Annotated in this window: 6 protein-coding genes; 5 read left to right on the top strand and 1 reads right to left on the bottom strand. The window is 43.4% G+C overall.

The features are described from left to right. The first annotated feature begins 162 nt into the window (after nucleotides 1-162). A complete protein-coding gene (gene glmS, locus D2908_RS01645) occupies nucleotides 163-1971 on the top strand; it encodes a glutamine--fructose-6-phosphate transaminase (isomerizing) (RefSeq protein WP_117304364.1) in 1809 nt (602 codons plus the stop codon). A 117-nt stretch (nucleotides 1972-2088) separates the two neighbouring features. Further along, nucleotides 2089-3147: an LLM class flavin-dependent oxidoreductase gene (locus D2908_RS01640; protein ID WP_117304362.1), complete on the top strand. Its 1059-nt coding sequence runs from the start codon at nucleotides 2089-2091 to the stop codon at nucleotides 3145-3147. Nucleotides 3148-3343: 196 nt separating this feature from the next. Here the strand turns inward: D2908_RS01640 and D2908_RS01635 are convergent, their stop codons facing one another. After that, entirely contained in the window at nucleotides 3344-7252 is a 3909-nt protein-coding gene (locus D2908_RS01635; protein WP_117304360.1) for a pullulanase, read from the bottom strand. Nucleotides 7253-7704: 452 nt separating this feature from the next. Here D2908_RS01635 and rpoB point away from each other — a divergent pair, with 452 nt between their 5' ends. The 3 genes from rpoB to D2908_RS01620 all read left to right on the top strand — a co-directional run. Continuing rightward, entirely contained in the window at nucleotides 7705-11310 is a 3606-nt protein-coding gene (gene rpoB, locus D2908_RS01630; RefSeq protein ID WP_117304358.1) for a DNA-directed RNA polymerase subunit beta, read from the top strand. Between the two features lie 38 nt (nucleotides 11311-11348). Next, nucleotides 11349-15011, top strand: a complete 3663-nt coding sequence (rpoC, locus tag D2908_RS01625) for a DNA-directed RNA polymerase subunit beta' (protein WP_165847413.1) — start codon at nucleotides 11349-11351, stop codon at nucleotides 15009-15011. A 261-nt stretch (nucleotides 15012-15272) separates the two neighbouring features. After that, nucleotides 15273-20097: CshA/CshB family fibrillar adhesin-related protein (locus D2908_RS01620; RefSeq protein ID WP_117304732.1), on the top strand; the 4825-nt coding region annotated here is incomplete at its 3' end.

The following is a 20097-nucleotide window of genomic DNA, read 5'->3' as shown; positions in this document are numbered from 1 at the left end:
TCAGAGTTTTTTGCTTACAGGAGCTTAATTTGAACTATACCAATTTTTACTCTTGACAAGTGAAAGAAACAAGTATATACTGTTTTTGCTGATTCTATAAAAGAGGAATTAGACTATACCAATTTTAAGGAGAAAGCACAGCTGGTCTGTGTCGTATATACTATGTGTGGAATTGTTGGTGTTGTTGGAAACACAAATGCAACTGATATTTTGATTCAAGGGCTTGAAAAGCTCGAATACCGTGGCTATGATTCTGCGGGAATCTTTGTCCTAGGTGGTGCTGAAAACCATCTAGTCAAGGCTGTAGGTCGTATTGCAGAATTGTCTGCTAAGACAGCTGGTGTTGAGGGAACAACTGGTATCGGACATACTCGTTGGGCTACTCATGGGAAACCAACTGAAGACAATGCTCACCCACACCGCTCTGAGACAGAACGTTTTGTTTTGGTTCACAATGGGGTGATTGAGAACTACCTTGAAATCAAGGAAGAATACCTTGCAGGTCACCACTTCAAGGGGCAAACAGATACAGAAATCGCTGTTCACTTGATCGGGAAATTTGCGGAAGAAGAAGGTCTCTCAGTTCTTGAAGCCTTCAAAAAAGCTCTTCATATTATCCGTGGTTCTTATGCTTTTGCCTTGGTTGACTCACAAGATCCTGAAGTCATCTACGTGGCTAAAAATAAATCACCACTTTTGATTGGTCTTGGACAAGGCTACAACATGGTCTGCTCAGATGCTATGGCTATGATTCGTGAAACCAACCAATATATGGAAATTCATGACCAAGAGTTGGTCATCGTCAAGGCTGATAGCGTAGAAGTTCAAGATTATGATGGTAACAGTCGTGAGCGTGCTAGCTATACTGCAGAACTTGACTTGTCAGATATCGGTAAGGGAACTTATCCTTACTACATGCTCAAGGAAATCGATGAGCAACCCACTGTTATGCGTAAACTCATCCAAGCCTACACAGATGAGGCTGGTCAAGTTGTCGTAGATCCAGCCATCATCAAGGCTGTTCAAGACGCAGACCGTATCTACATCCTTGCAGCCGGGACATCTTACCACGCAGGATTTGCTTCTAAGAAGATGTTGGAAGAATTGACGGATACACCAGTTGAACTTGGAATTTCATCTGAGTGGGGCTATGGTATGCCACTTCTCAGCAAGAAACCACTTTTCATCTTTATCAGCCAGTCTGGTGAAACAGCGGATAGCCGTCAGGTTTTGGTCAAGGCTAATGAAATGGGAATCCCAAGCTTGACCGTGACAAACGTACCAGGTTCAACCCTTTCACGTGAAGCCAACCATACCATGCTTCTTCATGCAGGTCCTGAAATTGCCGTGGCATCAACTAAAGCCTATACAGCACAAATCGCAGCCCTTGCTTTCCTGGCAAAAGCAGTCGGAGAAGCGAACGGCAATGCTAAAGCGCAGGACTTTGATTTGGTTCATGAGTTGTCAATCGTAGCTCAGTCTATCGAATCAACTCTTTCAGAGAAAGAAACCATTGAATCTAAAGTAAGAGAGCTACTTGAAACAACTCGCAACGCCTTCTATATCGGACGTGGTCAAGATTACTACGTAGCCATGGAAGCCAGTCTCAAACTCAAAGAGATTTCTTACATCCAGTGTGAAGGTTTTGCGGCAGGAGAACTCAAGCACGGAACTATTGCCTTGATTGAAGAAGGAACGCCTGTCTTGGCCCTCTTGTCAGATCCAGTTCTTGCCAACCACACTCGTGGAAATATCCAAGAGGTGGCAGCTCGTGGAGCCAAGGTCCTCACTATCGCAGAAGAAAATGTTGCTAAAGATACAGACGACATCGTTCTTACGACTGTACACCCTTACCTCTCACCGATTTCAATGGTTGTACCAACGCAATTGGTCGCTTACTTTGCAACACTCCACCGTGGGCTTGATGTGGACAAACCACGTAACCTTGCTAAGTCAGTAACGGTAGAATAAGCTAAAAAGTCTAGTTATCTAGGCTTTTTCTTGTGAGCAAATTGGTTGCTTGTACTTATGATTAGTGTTAGAATAATTCTTCAAATTGCAGGAAAGAAATAGACGGGGAGAATCACAATGGTAGAATTGGGAATTTCAACATTTGCTGAAACAACGGTGCTTGAAGAGACTGGGCAAACTTACAGCCATGCCGAACGTATTCGCCAGTTGGTGGCAGAAATTGAGCTGGCTGATAAGGTTGGTTTGGATGTGTATGGGATTGGCGAGCACCATCGAGCAGATTTTGCAGTATCAGCTCCAGAGATTGTCCTGGCAGCTGGGGCAATCAATACCAAGAAAATCCGTTTGACCAGCGCAGTCAGCATTCTCTCAAGCATGGATCCGATTCGTTTGTTCCAACAATATGCCACTATTGATGCTTTGTCAAATGGACGTGCGGAGATTATGGCTGGAAGGGGTTCTTTCACGGAATCTTTTCCCTTGTTTGGCTATGACTTGAAAGACTACGAAGCCCTTTTTGATGAAAAATTAGACTTACTCCAGTTAGTCAATGAAAAGACCAAGCTAGACTGGCAAGGTCGATTGACCCAAACAATCTCTGGCAAAGAAGTCTATCCTCGTCCAGTTCAGGACAAATTACCCTTGTGGATAGCGACAGGTGGTCATGTCGAATCAACAGTGAAGATTGCTCAGGCAGGCCTGCCGATTGTTTATGCCATTATTGGTGGCAATCCGCGTTATTTTAAAAAGTTGATTCAGGCTTATCGTGAGATTGGGAGTGAAGCAGGCTATGCAAGTCAGGAACTAAAGGTTGGAGCTCATTCTTGGGGTTGGATTGCTGAGGATGGCGAGCAGGCTGTGAAAGATTATTTCCATCCGACCAAGCAAGTAGTGGATGCTATTTCCAAAGACCGTCCGCACTGGCAGGAATTACGTTATGAGCAATATTTGGAACAGGTAGGGCCAAATGGTGCTATGTTTGTGGGCAATCCAGATCAGGTGGCAGAAAAATTGATTCGCATGATTGAAGATTTAGGATTGGACCGCTTCATGCTCCATCTACCGCTTGGCTCCATGCCTCATGACCAGGTTCTGAGAGCTATTGAACTCTTCGGAATGCAAGTAGCACCCAAAGTACGGGATTACTTTGCCATGAAAGAGGCTTATACTCAATGAAAATCAAAGAGCAAACTAGGAAGCTAGCTGCAGGCTGTACTTGAGTACGGCAAGGTGAAGCTGAAGTGGTTTGAATTTGATTTTCGAAGAGTATTAATAAAAAATCCTAATCAAGCTTATAAGGACGACAAATATTGTACAAAAATCAATCCCCCGAGCCTTAATGCTCGGAGGATTTTTCTATAGGAGGGCTGGTTTAGTTCTCTTTTTTGTTTTTAAGTAAGAAACCGAGACCGAGAAGGGCAAGGATGCTGATTCCTGCAAACAGGAGTTTGTGATCGTTTTTGGTTCCTGTATTTGGAAGTTCAGCTTGTTTAGCTAGGGGTGCAGGTGTATTTTCCTTGCTAGAGTTTTCTACCGATTCGTTTTGAACCGCCTCTTTTACAGATGATGCTTGTGCTTCTTGTGCTGGTTGTGAAGTTTGTGTGGTTGATGAATCAGTTGTAGCTTGGCTAGGTTTATTTTCTGCATCAGCTACTTTTTCATCTGGTTTAGTAGAGTCAGGTTTAGCTTCTGGAGCTGGAGTTTGCTGTTCCGGTTTGACGACTCGGTTTGGAATATTGTCTTGGCTGTTATTTTGACCGTGTTCTTGTTTTAAGTTAGAAAGGTCAAATTCTGGTTTTTCTTCCACAGCTGGGGCAACGATGGCACCGCCTTGAGCGACTCGAAGAACAGTAGCTGTAAGGGCGTTTAATTTCAAGCCTTTTTCAGTCCATTCAAGACCTTTCGGGTTGGCAATTCCGACTGGTCCTGCTTGGTTTTCATCCGCTAAAACTTCAGCATTTCTGAGGTGGGCAAAGGCTGTTCCCAAATTAAATTCGCGAGCTTTTTCGTCCGCATTGACAAAGACTGCGTAGATATCCCCGTTTGGAGCTGTGATTTGGTAGCCAATCACTACATCCTCTTTTTCTACACCATTTTGACCTGGGACAGTGATGAGGTGGACACGGTCTTTGATATCTTGGAGGCTCTTAAGTCGGAAGGCATCTGTAGATTGACGAAGGGCAATCAACCCTTTCATATAGTCACGACTCTTGACATTTTCAGGATAGGCTTTTCCATCTGTAGCCTTTCTCCAGTCAAACTTGTTAATAGCATCACTCGAATCGTAAGAGTCATGGATGAAGTAAGGATAGTCAAATGGATTGCCGTCCTTATCACGCAACAAGTGAGATTTGTTTGGAACCTTGTTCTCTGCTACTGGAGTCTTGTAGTCTGGGTCACGGAATTGTTTGGTGCGTCCATATTCCTGACCAGAGTGGATAAATGGAGTTCCTTGAGCTGTCAAGACCATGAGGTTTCCAAGTCGCAAACGACGGTGGATTTCAGCATAGTTTTCAGCCTTGCTTGGGTCTTTTTTGATAGACTGAGCGATAATATCAAAAAGGGTCAAGTTATCATGGGCTGCGATGTATTGGATGGCATCTCCAGGGCTGTCAGCTTCAAAGTTGGTTGGTTGAGCAATGAGATTTTTAAAGATGGTATTGATATCACGTTTGCCACCTGTGATAAAGGCAGGTTGACCTTCGTTTGGATAACCAGACTTGAGGTTGTTACGGATGTCGTCTGAAAAGACAGCGACAGTATCGGTATGTTTCATCCAATCTTGGTCAGCAGCTTTTGTAGGCATATTTTCATCACCGGCATAGGTTCTCCAACCTTCACCCAGCATGATGAGGTTTGGATTGAGGGCGCGTGCGGCCTTGTAGGCTTCTTCAATAGAAGTGGCATCATGGTCTCCCATCATATCGAAGCGGAATCCATCCACTTTGTAGGTATCAACCAGATATTTGATAGAGTCAACTAGGAGCCGTTTGGTCATATGGTGGGTTGTCCCCAAGCGTCCACCACCAAAGCTAGTGCGAGGTGTACCATCAGCATCCATAAAATGGTAGTAGTTTGGTTCTAAATCTTCAAAGATATCGACCTTGGCTGTATGGTTATAAACGACATCTAGGATAGCTCCCATGCCACGTTTGTGGATTTCGTTGATGAGGTTTTTAAATTCTGCGATTCGTTTTTCTGGATTCTTGGGATCGCTTGAATACATACCAGTCAAGGAGAAGTAGTTTTGAGGGTCATATCCCCAGTTGTAGTTGCTGTTGCTTGAAGCATAGTCAGACAAGCGTTCATGGTTCTTCAACTCATTGACAAAGTAGTAAGACAAGACTGGAAGGAGCTGGATGTGGGTTACACCCAAGTCTTTGAGATAGTCTAGCTTTTCGATAAAGGCTTCAAAGGTACCAAATGGCTTGGTCAAGTCTTTTGCGATGGCAGGATCTGAAGTGAAGTCACGTACATGAGCTTCGTAGATAACGGCATCTTCACGAGTCTTGAAGTTGTGAATCTTACCATAAGTCAAGTCTTGAGGTCCGAGTTTAGCTGGATTTACAAAGGCGGCTTTAGCCACTTTATGGGCATCGTCAATCTTAGCATCGTCGCTATTCCAAGCAGCGAGGGATTTAGCGTAAGGATCAAGTGCAAGAACAGTTTTACCCTGACGCTCAATTTGGTATTGATAATAGTATCCAGTGAAATCGGTGATTCCGAGTTTGTTTGTGCTATCTAGAGTTTGTTTCCAGGTTCCTTTTTCTCCTTTTTCAAGGGCGACAGTTCCAACCACTTTTTCAGGGTCATTTTTGTCGTAGACAACGACAGAAACCTTATCAGCACTTGGTGACCAAAGGGTCAAATCAACCTGTTTTCCTTCTTCTTTGAGGTCAGCTCCAAGTTTGCCATCATAACTGTAAGTCTCATCTTTCAGACGCCAGCTTGTTTTGGTAGTAAATTGGTCGGAATTGTAGCTAACAGTATAAGGATGTTTTGTGTCAGAGAAATCTCCGCTGTAGGTCACTTTCTTGCCAGCTTCATCGATTGCAACATCGGTGATAGCTACTTTATTTCCTAGATGATTCGTGATGTTGGAGTGTTTGAGGATATCCTCTTTTTTAGCACCGACAAGTGTTGAAAAACTGCTTTCAATGCTAGAAGTGCCTACGTGTTGGGCTCCTGTCATACGGATATCATGGACATAGTATGGATTTGTGTAAATCGTTTCGTCGTCGTCTTTTAAGAAAATTTGGCTATGATTTTTCAAATCGGTGAACTTATAATCTTCTTTACGGATTTTCACGTCATCTCCTTGCTTGCTTCTGTCTAGTAATAAAAATCCAAGATCTTTAGCTGCATCTTTGAGTGGAATATCAATATAGCGACCGTATTTGCCTGTAGCCGTAAAGTCTGTTCCGTTAGGCCATTCACCACTACTTGGCTCTTTCACATCTCCCCAGTACCAGAGAGATTTCTTGTCATAGTTGCCATCTGTGCGGTAGTAGTTGACACGAATAGTTCCTGCAGGTTGTGGCTCGTAAGAGAAAACCTTGTGATCTTGGTCCAACCAAGCCTCGTTCATCTTTGGTGCCAGTTTTTCTACCGATTTATCGCCGGTTAGATTTTTCCCAGCTGTATTATTGATGAGGAAGCTAATTTTCTTAGCTTGTTCTCCCTTTAATTTGACATCTAGGTAGTAGCCATAGTCATCTTTTTTGGCATCCTTGAAGGACAAGGCTCCGTTTGGCCAATTTTCAGAAGGTTTTTCAACATCGTCCCAAGTCCATAGCCCTTGAGTTTCCTTGTTTTCTTCAGGAAGTTTTTTGACATGGATACGGAAGTAGTTGTCTTCGATTGGCTCTTCTGCCTTAGTTTCAGTCGCTGCTGGACTAATAGCAGTAGTTGGTTCACTTGAACGATCTTGTCCGGTTTGTGGTGCTGAATCGGCGGAAGGTGAAACAGGAGTGGTTGCCTCTGTTGCGGGTTTTTCTTCTTCTTTTTTCTCTAGGGAAACGTTTGCATTTTCAAGAGAAGAAATATCATTTTCGTTCTTGGTAGAGTGAACTGCTGGATCAGTAAGAGGTTGGGCAAGGGCAGTAGTGGTTTCATTACTAGTTCCCTTATCGCTTGTAGTATTTTCGTTGGCTGAGACAGTTGGTGTAGCCATGGCAAGCAGGACAAGACTTGCTCCAATAAGGACAGAACCAGTTCCATTTTTGAGGGAACGGATGCTGTAAACCATTTTTTGCTCAGTGTGAGATGGTGTTTTTTTCATAATCAATCATTCTCCTATAAATGAATTTCTTTATCAGTATAGCATGTAGTAAAACAATATGCAAGCGTTTTCCTGAAATTGAAATAAAAGAAAAATCGCAACAAATTTTGCTACGATTTAGTTAGTTTTTTTATAGGAAAAGATTTTGTAAAAAATTCGTCAATTCTCTTGAAAAGTCTAGCCAAATAGGGTATAATATGAGTAATCATTTGTCGTAAGTTTTGTCTGAAATATTGTCCAGGCAAGGCTCACAGCAGTTAAATCTCCTGAAAAAGTAGGATTTAGCTGCTCTTTTTGTGCTTTTTTTAAGGTTTTCTAGTGTTTGTAACAAAGACTTAAAGATTCTGAAAATTAGTTAAAGGGGATAAAGTGATAGAAGGTTTACAACCTTTTGACGATAATCAAAGGCCTAGATGCCTAGGCTTGAAACTTTATTTTAAAGGAGAATCATCTTGGCAGGACATGACGTTCAATACGGGAAACATCGTACCCGTCGTAGTTTTTCAAGAATCAAAGAAGTTCTTGACTTACCAAATTTGATTGAAATTCAAACTGATTCATTCAAAGATTTCCTAGACTATGGTCTCAAGGAAGTGTTTGAAGATGTATTGCCAATTTCAAACTTCACAGACACAATGGAGTTGGAGTTTGTAGGCTACGAAATCAAAGAACCAAAATATACGCTTGAAGAAGCTCGTATCCACGATGCCAGCTATTCAGCACCTATCTTTGTAACCTTCCGCTTGATTAACAAAGAAACTGGCGAAATCAAGACTCAAGAAGTTTTCTTTGGTGATTTCCCAATCATGACTGAGATGGGTACTTTCATCATCAACGGTGGTGAACGTATCATCGTATCACAGTTGGTGCGTTCACCAGGTGTTTACTTTAATGACAAGGTAGACAAAAATGGTAAAGTGGGCTACGGTTCAACTGTCATCCCTAACCGTGGAGCTTGGTTGGAACTTGAAAGCGACTCAAAAGATATCGCCTATACTCGTATCGACCGTACTCGTAAGATTCCATTTACGACCTTGGTTCGTGCGCTTGGTTTCTCAGGTGATGATGAAATCTTTGATATCTTTGGTGACAGCGATCTTGTTCGTAACACTGTTGAAAAAGATATTCACAAGAACCCAATGGACTCTCGTACAGACGAAGCTTTGAAGGAAATCTACGAGCGCCTTCGTCCGGGTGAGCCTAAGACTGCTGAAAGCTCACGTAGCTTGCTTGTGGCTCGTTTCTTTGACCCACGTCGTTATGACTTGGCAGCAGTTGGTCGTTACAAGATCAATAAAAAACTCAATGTTAAAACACGTTTGCTCAACCAAACCATTGCGGAGCCATTGGTAGACCCTGAAACAGGTGAAATCTTGGTAGAAGCTGGAACAGTTATGACTCGCAGCGTTATTGAAAGTATCGAAAGTCATTTGGATGGTGACTTGAACAAGATTGTCTACATTCCAAATGATGCTGCCGTAGTAACAGAACCAGTTGTTCTTCAAAAATTCAAGGTTGTTGCACCAACTGATCCAGACCGTGTTGTAACTATTATCGGTAATGCCAATCCAGATGACAAGGTTCGTATCGTCACTCCTGCAGATATCCTTGCAGAGATGAGCTACTTCCTCAACTTGGCTGAAGGACTTGGTCGTGTGGATGATATCGACCACCTTGGAAACCGTCGTATCCGTGCGGTTGGTGAATTGCTTGCCAACCAAGTACGTCTTGGACTTTCTCGTATGGAACGTAATGTCCGTGAACGTATGTCTGTTCAGGACAACGAAGTCTTGACACCACAACAAATTATCAACATTCGTCCTGTAACAGCTGCGGTTAAAGAATTCTTTGGTTCATCACAGTTGTCACAGTTCATGGACCAAGACAACCCGCTTTCTGAGTTGTCTCACAAACGCCGTTTGTCTGCCTTAGGACCTGGTGGTTTGACACGTGACCGAGCTGGATATGAAGTGCGTGACGTGCACTACACTCACTATGGTCGTATGTGTCCAATCGAGACACCTGAAGGACCGAACATCGGTTTGATCAATAACTTGTCATCTTACGGACACTTGAATAAATATGGTTTTGTTCAAACACCATACCGTAAGGTTAACCGTGAAACAGGTGTTGTCACGAACGAAATCGTTTGGTTGACAGCCGATGAAGAAGATGAATTTACTGTAGCACAGGCTAATTCTCGTCTGAATGAAGATGGAACATTTGCTGAGAAAGTTGTCATGGGACGTCACCAAGGGGTCAACCAAGAGTATCCAGCTAACGTTGTTGACTATATGGACGTATCACCAAAACAGGTAGTTGCCGTTGCGACAGCATGTATTCCTTTCTTGGAAAACGATGACTCCAACCGTGCCCTCATGGGAGCCAACATGCAACGTCAGGCTGTACCATTGATTAATCCTAAAGCACCTTACGTTGGTACTGGTATGGAATACCAGGCAGCCCATGATTCAGGAGCTGCAGTGATTGCACAACATGGTGGTAAGGTTACTTATGCCGATGCTGACAAGGTAGAAGTTCGTCGTGAAGATGGTTCATTGGATGTTTACCACATCCAAAAATTCCGTCGTTCAAACTCAGGTACTGCTTACAACCAACGTACGCTTGTAAAAGTTGGTGATGTCGTTGAAAAAGGTGATTTCATCGCTGACGGACCTTCTATGGAAAATGGAGAAATGGCGCTTGGACAAAACCCAATCGTTGCCTACATGACTTGGGAAGGTTACAACTTCGAGGATGCTGTTATCATGAGCGAACGCTTGGTGAAGGATGATGTCTACACATCTGTCCACCTTGAAGAATACGAATCAGAAACACGCGATACAAAGCTTGGGCCTGAAGAAATTACTCGTGAAATTCCAAACGTTGGGGAAGATGCCCTTAAAGACCTTGACGAAATGGGTATTATCCGTATCGGTGCTGAGGTTAAAGAAGGCGATATCCTTGTAGGTAAAGTAACACCTAAGGGTGAGAAAGACCTTTCAGCTGAAGAACGTCTCTTGCATGCTATCTTCGGAGACAAGTCACGTGAAGTACGTGATACTTCTCTTCGTGTACCCCACGGTGCCGATGGTGTCGTTCGTGATGTTAAGATCTTTACACGTGCAAATGGAGATGAATTGCAATCAGGTGTTAATATGCTGGTTCGCGTCTACATCGCTCAAAAACGTAAGATCAAGGTCGGAGACAAGATGGCCGGACGTCACGGAAACAAAGGGGTTGTCTCTCGTATTGTTCCTGTAGAAGACATGCCTTACCTTCCAGACGGAACTCCAGTCGATATCATGTTGAACCCACTTGGGGTGCCATCACGTATGAATATCGGTCAGGTTATGGAGCTTCACCTTGGTATGGCAGCTCGTACTCTTGGTATCCACATCGCAACACCAGTCTTTGACGGAGCAAGTTCTGAAGACCTTTGGGACACTGTCAAAGAAGCAGGTATGGATAGCGATGCCAAAACGATCCTTTACGATGGACGTACAGGTGAAGCATTTGACAACCGTGTATCAGTTGGTGTCATGTACATGATCAAACTCCACCACATGGTTGATGATAAATTGCACGCGCGTTCAGTCGGACCTTACTCAACCGTTACGCAACAACCACTTGGAGGTAAAGCTCAGTTTGGTGGACAACGTTTCGGTGAGATGGAGGTTTGGGCTCTTGAAGCCTACGGTGCATCAAATGTCCTTCAAGAAATCTTGACTTACAAGTCTGACGATATCAACGGACGTTTGAAAGCCTATGAAGCTATTACAAAAGGAAAACCAATTCCAAAACCAGGTGTTCCAGAATCCTTCCGAGTTCTTGTTAAAGAATTGCAATCACTTGGTCTTGACATGCGTGTCCTTGACGAAGATGACCAAGAAGTGGAACTCCGCGACATGGATGAAGGAATGGACGAAGATGTCATCCACGTAGATGACCTTGAAAAAGCACGTAAAAAAGCTGCTGAAGAAGCAAAAGCTGCTTTTGAAGCTGAAGAAGCTGAAAAAGCAACAAAAGCAGAAGCAACAGAAGAAGCTACTGAGTAAGAATAAGTAGCTCACTTAGAATAGAAAGGGAAGAAATAGTGGTTGACGTAAATCGTTTTAAAAGTATGCAAATCACCCTAGCTTCTCCAAGCAAAGTCCGTTCATGGTCTTATGGAGAAGTCAAAAAACCTGAAACAATCAATTACCGTACCTTGAAACCAGAACGTGAAGGGCTATTTGACGAAGTCATCTTTGGTCCTACAAAAGATTGGGAATGTGCTTGTGGTAAGTACAAACGCATTCGTTACAGAGGGATTGTTTGTGACCGTTGTGGTGTTGAAGTAACGCGTACAAAAGTTCGTCGTGAACGTATGGGACACATCGAGTTAAAAGCTCCTGTATCTCATATCTGGTATTTCAAGGGGATTCCAAGCCGTATGGGCTTGACCCTTGATATGAGTCCTCGTGCACTTGAGGAAGTGATCTACTTTGCAGCTTATGTGGTGATTGATCCGAAGGATACACCACTTGAGCACAAGTCTATCATGACAGAGCGCGAATACCGTGAGCGCTTGCGTGAGTATGGTTATGGATCATTCGTTGCTAAAATGGGTGCCGAAGCTATCCAAGACCTCTTGAAACAAGTAGATCTTGAAAAAGAAATTGCTGAACTTAAAGAAGAATTGAAAACAGCAACTGGACAAAAACGTATCAAAGCTATCCGTCGTTTGGATGTTTTGGATGCCTTTTACAAGTCTGGAAACAAACCTGAATGGATGATTCTGAACATCCTTCCGGTTATTCCACCAGATCTTCGTCCAATGTTGCAGTTGGATGGTGGCCGTTTTGCCTCATCTGACTTGAACGACCTTTACCGTCGTGTTATCAACCGTAACAACCGTTTGGCTCGTTTGCTTGAGTTGAACGCACCAGGTATCATCGTTCAAAATGAGAAGCGTATGCTTCAAGAAGCGGTTGACGCTTTGATTGACAATGGTCGTCGTGGTCGTCCGATTACAGGACCAGGTAGCCGTCCACTTAAATCATTGAGCCACATGCTCAAAGGTAAACAAGGACGCTTCCGTCAAAACTTGCTCGGTAAACGTGTTGACTTCTCAGGACGTTCCGTTATCGCTGTTGGTCCAACTCTTAAGATGTACCAATGTGGTGTGCCACGTGAAATGGCGATCGAGCTCTTTAAACCATTCGTCATGCGTGAAATCGTAGCGCGTGATATCGTGCAAAACGTTAAAGCCGCTAAACGCTTGGTGGAACGTGGAGATGAGCGTATCTGGGATATCCTCGAAGAAGTGATCAAAGAACACCCAGTGCTTTTGAACCGCGCACCGACTCTTCACCGTTTGGGTATCCAAGCCTTTGAACCTGTCTTGATTGACGGTAAAGCCCTTCGCTTGCACCCACTTGTCTGTGAAGCCTACAATGCCGACTTTGACGGGGACCAAATGGCCATCCACGTACCGCTTTCAGAAGAAGCCCAAGCAGAAGCTCGTATCTTGATGTTGGCTGCTGAGCACATCTTGAACCCGAAAGATGGTAAACCAGTTGTTACTCCATCTCAGGACATGGTTTTGGGTAACTACTACTTGACTATGGAAGAAGCTGGTCGTGAAGGTGAAGGAATGGTCTTCAAAGACCGTGACGAAGCTGTTATGGCTTACCGCAATGGCTATGTTCACCTCCACTCACGTGTTGGTATCGCAACAGATAGTCTTAACAAACCATGGACAGAAGAGCAAAAACACAAAATCTTGCTTACAACTGTTGGTAAGATCCTCTTCAACGATATCATGCCAGAGGGTCTACCATACTTGCAAGAACCAAACAACACCAACTTGACAGAAGGTGTTCCAGCTAAATACTTCTTGCCACTTGGTGGAGATATCAAGGAAGCAATCAGCAAACTTGAGCTTAACCCTCCATTTAAGAAGAAAAACCTTGGAAATATCATCGCTGAAATCTTTAAACGTTTCCGTACGACAGAAACTTCTGCCCTACTTGACCGTATGAAGAACCTCGGTTACCACCACTCAACTCTTGCAGGATTGACAGTGGGTATTGCCGATATTCCAGTCGTTGAAGACAAGGCTGAAATCATTGAAGAATCACACAAACGTGTAGAACAAATTACTAAACAGTTCCGTCGTGGTATGATCACAGACGACGAGCGTTACAATGCCGTTACAGCTGAATGGCGTGCTGCCCGTGAAAAATTGGAGAAACGTTTGATTGCTAACCAAGATCCGAAGAACCCAATCGTTATGATGATGGACTCTGGAGCCCGTGGTAACATCTCAAACTTCTCACAGCTTGCCGGTATGCGTGGTCTGATGGCTGCTCCGAACGGACGTATCATGGAATTGCCAATCCTTTCAAACTTCCGCGAAGGTTTGTCAGTACTCGAAATGTTCTTCTCAACTCACGGTGCTCGTAAGGGTATGACCGATACGGCCCTTAAGACAGCCGACTCAGGTTATTTGACTCGTCGTTTGGTTGACGTTGCCCAAGACGTTATCATCCGTGAGGACGACTGTGGAACAGACCGTGGTCTCTTGATCCGTTCTATCGCAGAAGGAAAAGAGATGATCGAGTCTCTCGAAGAGCGTCTCAATGGTCGTTACACTAAGAAAACTGTTAAACACCCAGAAACTGGCGCAGTTATCATCGGTCCAAATGAGTTGATTACAGAAGACAAGGCGCGTGAAATTGTCAATGCTGGTGTGGAAGAAGTGACTATCCGCTCTGTATTTACATGTAACACTCGTCATGGTGTCTGCCGTCACTGTTATGGTATCAACTTGGCGACTGGTGATGCGGTTGAAGTTGGTGAAGCAGTCGGTACAATCGCTGCTCAATCTATCGGGGAACCTGGTACACAGCTTACAATGCGTACCTTCCACACGGGTGGGGTTGCCTCAAATACCGATATCACTCAGGGTCTTCCTCGTGTCCAAGAAATCTTTGAAGCCCGCAATCCTAAAGGGGAAGCAGTTATCACAGAAGTCAAAGGACAAGTTACTGCTATCGAAGAAGATGCTTCAACTCGTACTAAGAAAGTCTTCGTTAAAGGTGAAACTGGAGAAGGCGAATACGTGGTACCATTTACAGCACGTATGCGTGTTGAAGTTGGGGACCAAGTCTCTCGTGGTGCAGCATTGACAGAAGGTTCTATCCAACCAAAACGTCTCCTTGCTGTACGTGATGTCTTGTCAGTTGAAACTTACCTCCTCGGTGAAGTACAAAAAGTTTACCGTAGCCAAGGGGTAGAAATCGGTGACAAACACATCGAGGTAATGGTTCGTCAAATGATTCGTAAAGTTCGTGTCATGGATCCAGGAGACACAGAGCTTCTCATGGGAACTCTTATGGACATCAATGACTTTACAGATGCCAACAAGGATGTTCTTATTGCAGGTGGAGTACCAGCGACAGGTCGTCCAGTCCTTATGGGAATTACCAAGGCCTCACTTGAAACAAATAGTTTCTTGTCAGCGGCTTCCTTCCAGGAAACAACTCGTGTCCTTACAGACGCAGCTATCCGTGGTAAGAAAGACCATCTCCTTGGTCTTAAGGAAAATGTTATCATCGGTAAGATCATCCCAGCTGGTACAGGTATGTTACGTTACCGTAACCTTGAACCACAAGCTATCAACGAAGAAGAATACCTTAATCCTCCAGTAGAGGAAGAAGGAAATGAAGAAACAAATCTTGTTGTAGAGGCTCCAGTTGAAATAAACGAATAGAATATTTACTTGAAATGAAAAAGAGGGGGGATTCCCTCTTTTTTCGTGTAAAAATATTGAATAAAACTACATAAAACGTGCAAAAAAACAATATTTTGAGACTTAGGAGTATAAATATTCTTTTTTAAAATATTAAGCATAATCGTTGAGTTTTACTTACATGAATGCTAAAATCTAAAGTGGTTGTTTGTGTATTCATAAAAAACAGCGCATAAAATATAACAATATATTCAATCTTGGACAGGATATTGGAGGTAAATCATGAAAAATGATCTGTTTAACGACCGAATTAGTCGATTCTCGATCCGTAAGCTTCATGTAGGAGTTTGCTCGGTCTTACTCGGAACGTTGGTAATGCTCGGAACTGCTACAGGTGTCGGAGCTGACGAAGTAACTGAAGAAAAACAAACTGAAGGAGTTGTAGCTACAACAGAAGTAGACAAGGCAGAAACTCCTGAAACTACAGAAGCAGCACCTACTAAAGAAGTAACTTATAAAGTAGAAGCAGCACCTGCAGTTTCTACTGAAGTAAAACCTGAGCTAAATAGCGAAAAATTGGCAACTTACGTTGCTGAAATTGAAGCAAACGTGGCAAATGGGAAATACAGCAACAAGACAGACGAGAGCGTTGAAATTCTTAAGGTAGGTCTTGCTAATGCTAAAAATGCACTTACTTCTGCTACAAGCCAAGCTGAACTTGACGTAGCTTACCAATCACTTGTAACTATTGTCAATTCTAAGCTTAAAAACAAAGAAAAAGCTGTAGCCGAAGAAAAAGTAGCAGCTACTGAAAAGACAGAAGCGACTACAGGTAAACCTGCAGATAACACAAAGCCAGCTGAAGGTACTAACGCAATCGCAAATACAGGGGGAAATGACCCTCGTAATGGTAAAGAGATTGACAAGAATACTGCCTTCCGCGCAGATACAGCAACGACTACTGGAATTGGTGCAGACGTTGTAGACGCAACTTCAACTCCAAAAGTTGAAAAACCAGGCTTTACAACAGATCTTGACGCAAAATCTTTGACTAGCCAGATTACTTGGTTGGACTTTGGAGATGTCGCCAACTGGACTGGAGCTACTACAACATTAGTTCCTAAAGATGAGCGAAATCCTGATAAAGATTTAGAAGAAAAGTTGGCTCTTCAAGTTGGGGCTACCTATACCAAGGAAATCATGCCTGGTTATGTAGTTACTGTAAAAGTCAAATCCTTGAAACCATTCCAAGCGACTGAAATCTATAAGAAACGGATGGAAAATCAATGGGCTACAGAAGCAGAAAAAGCAACCTATGATCCAGATGCGAAAAACGGTTATGTAAGTAGTGGATATACTTCAAATGCTGTTAAACAAGCTTTTAACAATGGTGAAGAGGCCAAAGTCATCGCTGATCCTCAAAACGGTTGGACTGAAATTAGACAGGAAAACGTTGATACGAAAGCCAAGAAGACTACCATGGGTTCATCTATTAATGGTGGAAATATTGGAGTTCAGTTTGAAATCTCTGCAACCTTCCGCGGAAAGAAAGTTAAGCCAGCTATTGTTATGGCTGATGGTGAGTCTGCTAACCCTGGTGAATTTGTTATGTTCACTACTAACGGACAAGGTTGGCAGCACCTTGGGGAATGGAAAAAGTTTACCAGACCATCCACCTCTGAAACTTACGTTCCACAAGATACTGAGAATCTTTTTGGTTCTAAACCTAAATATAATAACATTAACCTAAGACAACTTCGTGATTCTAATCAAGTTGGACCTGATAAGAAACCAGTAGCTTGGAAATATTTCGGAAATCCTGACCAAGTTACAGGTGGTCTTGGAACTGGTGTCTTTGGACCAAACATTTCTGAAGGAAATAAAACGGTTCCAATCGTGATGACACGTGGGGCGTCTGAAGTGGGACTTTATATCGCTTCTGGTGGTAAACAGTCTGCTATGCTAGGATTCTTCCCACTTGATGAAGGGGATGCTCCTGAGTCATATGGTAAGGCAATTCATACCATTGCAACTGTTGACGGTGTTACTGGAGCTAAAGTAAATCAACCGTATCTTGGTAACGTGAGTCCGGATATGGATGAGAATACGACTCTTGACTGGTTTGGTGATGATAAGGCAACTACGGCCGATGAAGGAATTGACCAATTGCTTCCAGATCAACTCAAAGGGACAACCAATGAGATGATCAAAATGGACCGTACACGCCCAGGTAACTACAAGCTGTCAGTTCAAGCTCATACAGATGGAGCTTCAGAAGCTTATATCTACGGTTGGATAGACTTTAACCAAAACGGTACCTTTGATGAAGATGAACGCTCTGATCTTGCAAGAATCACAAATGACGGCACCGTTGAGTTGACCTTTGCAAACAGCAAGACTTACGTTGACCCAAGCGTTAAAGAGTTAGGTGCTCGTGTTCGTATCGCTAAGAAAGCGAACGAGATCGAAAGCCCAACTGGTATGGCCTTCTCAGGGGAAGTGGAAGACTTCAGAACTCAAATTACCCACCCACCAAAAGGGGAATTCAAAGAAACAAGTGGTCTTCAAGGGGCGAAGCAAACTGCAACTGTTGCCTTTACAGCACGTGGAGAACACAAGTTTGAACGTGATTCTACTGCTGTTATTGATGAAACCGTAGAACCATACATTGTTGACAAAGATGGCAACCGCGCAACCCTTGACGCAGACGGTTACTACGTCGTTCAAGGACAAGGTAAGTACAAGATTACTGCTAAGGGTAAAGATGTAGATGTTGAGTTTATTCCTGAGGACAACTTCCTAGGAACAGCTGATGGTATCTCTATCCGTCGTTCAGATAATAATGGCTATGATACTGGTTGGCCAACAAAATTCCCAGACAGAGAACCTAATGTGAATGGCCAATTAAATACTATGGATGGTCAATATGTTCCTACTGTAACACCGATTGACATTGAAGGGGTTGACAAAACTTCTAAAGATATTCAAGGTGCAACTCAAAAAGAAACACCTGCCTTTAATACAACAGCTCCTAACTTAGCTGGTGATAAGATTTCTATTGCTCCAAGTGTGGGCTATCCTGCTAAGTTGGTAGACCCAGCAACAGGTCGTACTATTGATGAGACATCTGTAACAGTAGCTGGAGAAGGGACATACACTATCAATCCTTCAACGGGTGAAGTAACCTTCACTCCAGACCCAAGCTTTACTGGTACAGCCAAAGGTGTGGATGTTTCATTGTCAGCGCCAGTTGGACGAAATAAAGACGGTCAGATTCAACAGGACTACATCAAGACAGCAACAGCTAAGTACACTCCAACTGTCACACCAATCACAGTGACTCCTACAGACAAGGTTTCTGCGGATGTTCAAAATGTTCCTCAAACCCAAACACCAACCTTTGATTTGAGTAATGATAAGACTGCTGAAATCACTAGCAAGAAATTGGTGGATCCCGCAACTGGTCAACCAACTGATGAAACAACAGTGACAGTAGCAGGTGAAGGTAGCTATACTATCGACCCAACGACTGGGGCAGTAACATTTACGCCAGAAAAAGACTTTGTTGGTACTGTAAAAGGAGTAACTGTTCAGGCAACTGCTACCATTACAAATGCTAATGGTAAGACTGCGACCATTACTTCAGATGCGACCTACACACCAACTGTTGTGCCAGCAGTTCCAACTGCAAACCCTGCAACTTCTAAAGATGTTCAAGGGGCAACTCAAACCGGGACACCAACCTTTGCAGGAACTACTGTCCAAGTAAACGATGAAGATAAAGCTATTACCATTAAAGACAATAGCTACACATTGCTAGATAAAGATGGTAACGAAGTTTCAAGCACACCAGCCTTTGCTGAAGATGGTACAACTGAAATTGGTACTTTCTCTATTGATCCAGCAACAGGTCAAGTAACCTTCACACCAACTGATAAGTCTTACACAGGTAAAGTAACGCCTGTTAAGGTTCAAGCTGAAAGTTCAAACGGTATCAAGGTGGATACAACTTACACACCAGAAATCGTTCCAGTAACACCAACTGCAACTCCAGCAGAATCAGAAGCGCCTCAAGGTGTGGTTCAAACTGGAACTGTAACCTTCACAGAAGGTGACCCAGTTGCACCAATTGACAAGGATACCATCACTCTTCTTGATGAAAATGGGCAACCAGCAGAATCTGTAGTTGCTAAATCACCAGAAGGTAAAGAAATCGGTACTTTCACAGTTGATAAAGAAACAGGTGTTGTAACCTTCACACCAACTGATAAATCTTACTCAGGGGAAGTCGTTCCAGTTAAGGTTCAAGCTAAAGATGCTAACGGTACTGCTGTAGAAACAACCTACACACCTAAGATTACACCGGTCGTACCAACTGCTGAACCTGCAACATCGACAGATATCCAAGGTAAAACACAAACAGGTACACCAACCTTCACACCTGGTAACCCTGCAATCCCAATTGATGATAAAGTACCAGCAACCTTCGAAGACGGAACTACAGAAAAAGTAGTCCCAGGTGAAGGAACTTACAAAGTAAATCCAGACGGTACAGTAACGTTCACCCCAGAAAAAGGATTCACAGGAGTAGGAACAGGAGTAACGGTTAAACGTGTAGATAAGAACGGAACACCAGTAACAGCTAAATACACCCCAACTGTGACACCAGTAATTCCAACTGCAACACCAGCTGAAACAACAGACATCCAAGGTAAAGAACAAACTGGTAAACCAACATTCACTCCAGGCAACCCAGATGTACCAATGGATGATGATACTCCAGCAACCTTCGAAGACGGAACTACAGAAAAAGTAGTCCCAGGTGAAGGAACTTACAAAGTAAATCCAGACGGTACAGTAACGTTCACCCCAGAAAAAGGATTCACAGGAGTAGGAACAGGCGTAACTGTTAAACGTGTAGATAAGAATGGTACACCAGTAACGGCTAAATACACCCCAACAGTAACTCCAGTGACTCCAGAAGGAACACCAGCTGAAACAACAGATATCCAAGGTAAAGAACAAACTGGCAAACCTGAGTTCACTCCAGGCAACCCAGAAGTACCAATGGATGATGATACTCCAGCAACCTTCGAAGATGGATCAA

Source organism: Streptococcus sp. LQJ-218 (assembly GCF_003428885.1).
In the GTDB taxonomy this organism is placed as follows: Bacteria; Bacillota; Bacilli; order Lactobacillales; family Streptococcaceae; genus Streptococcus.
Note: the sequence above shows the minus strand (reverse complement) of the source record. Positions and strands in the feature narration are given on the sequence as shown.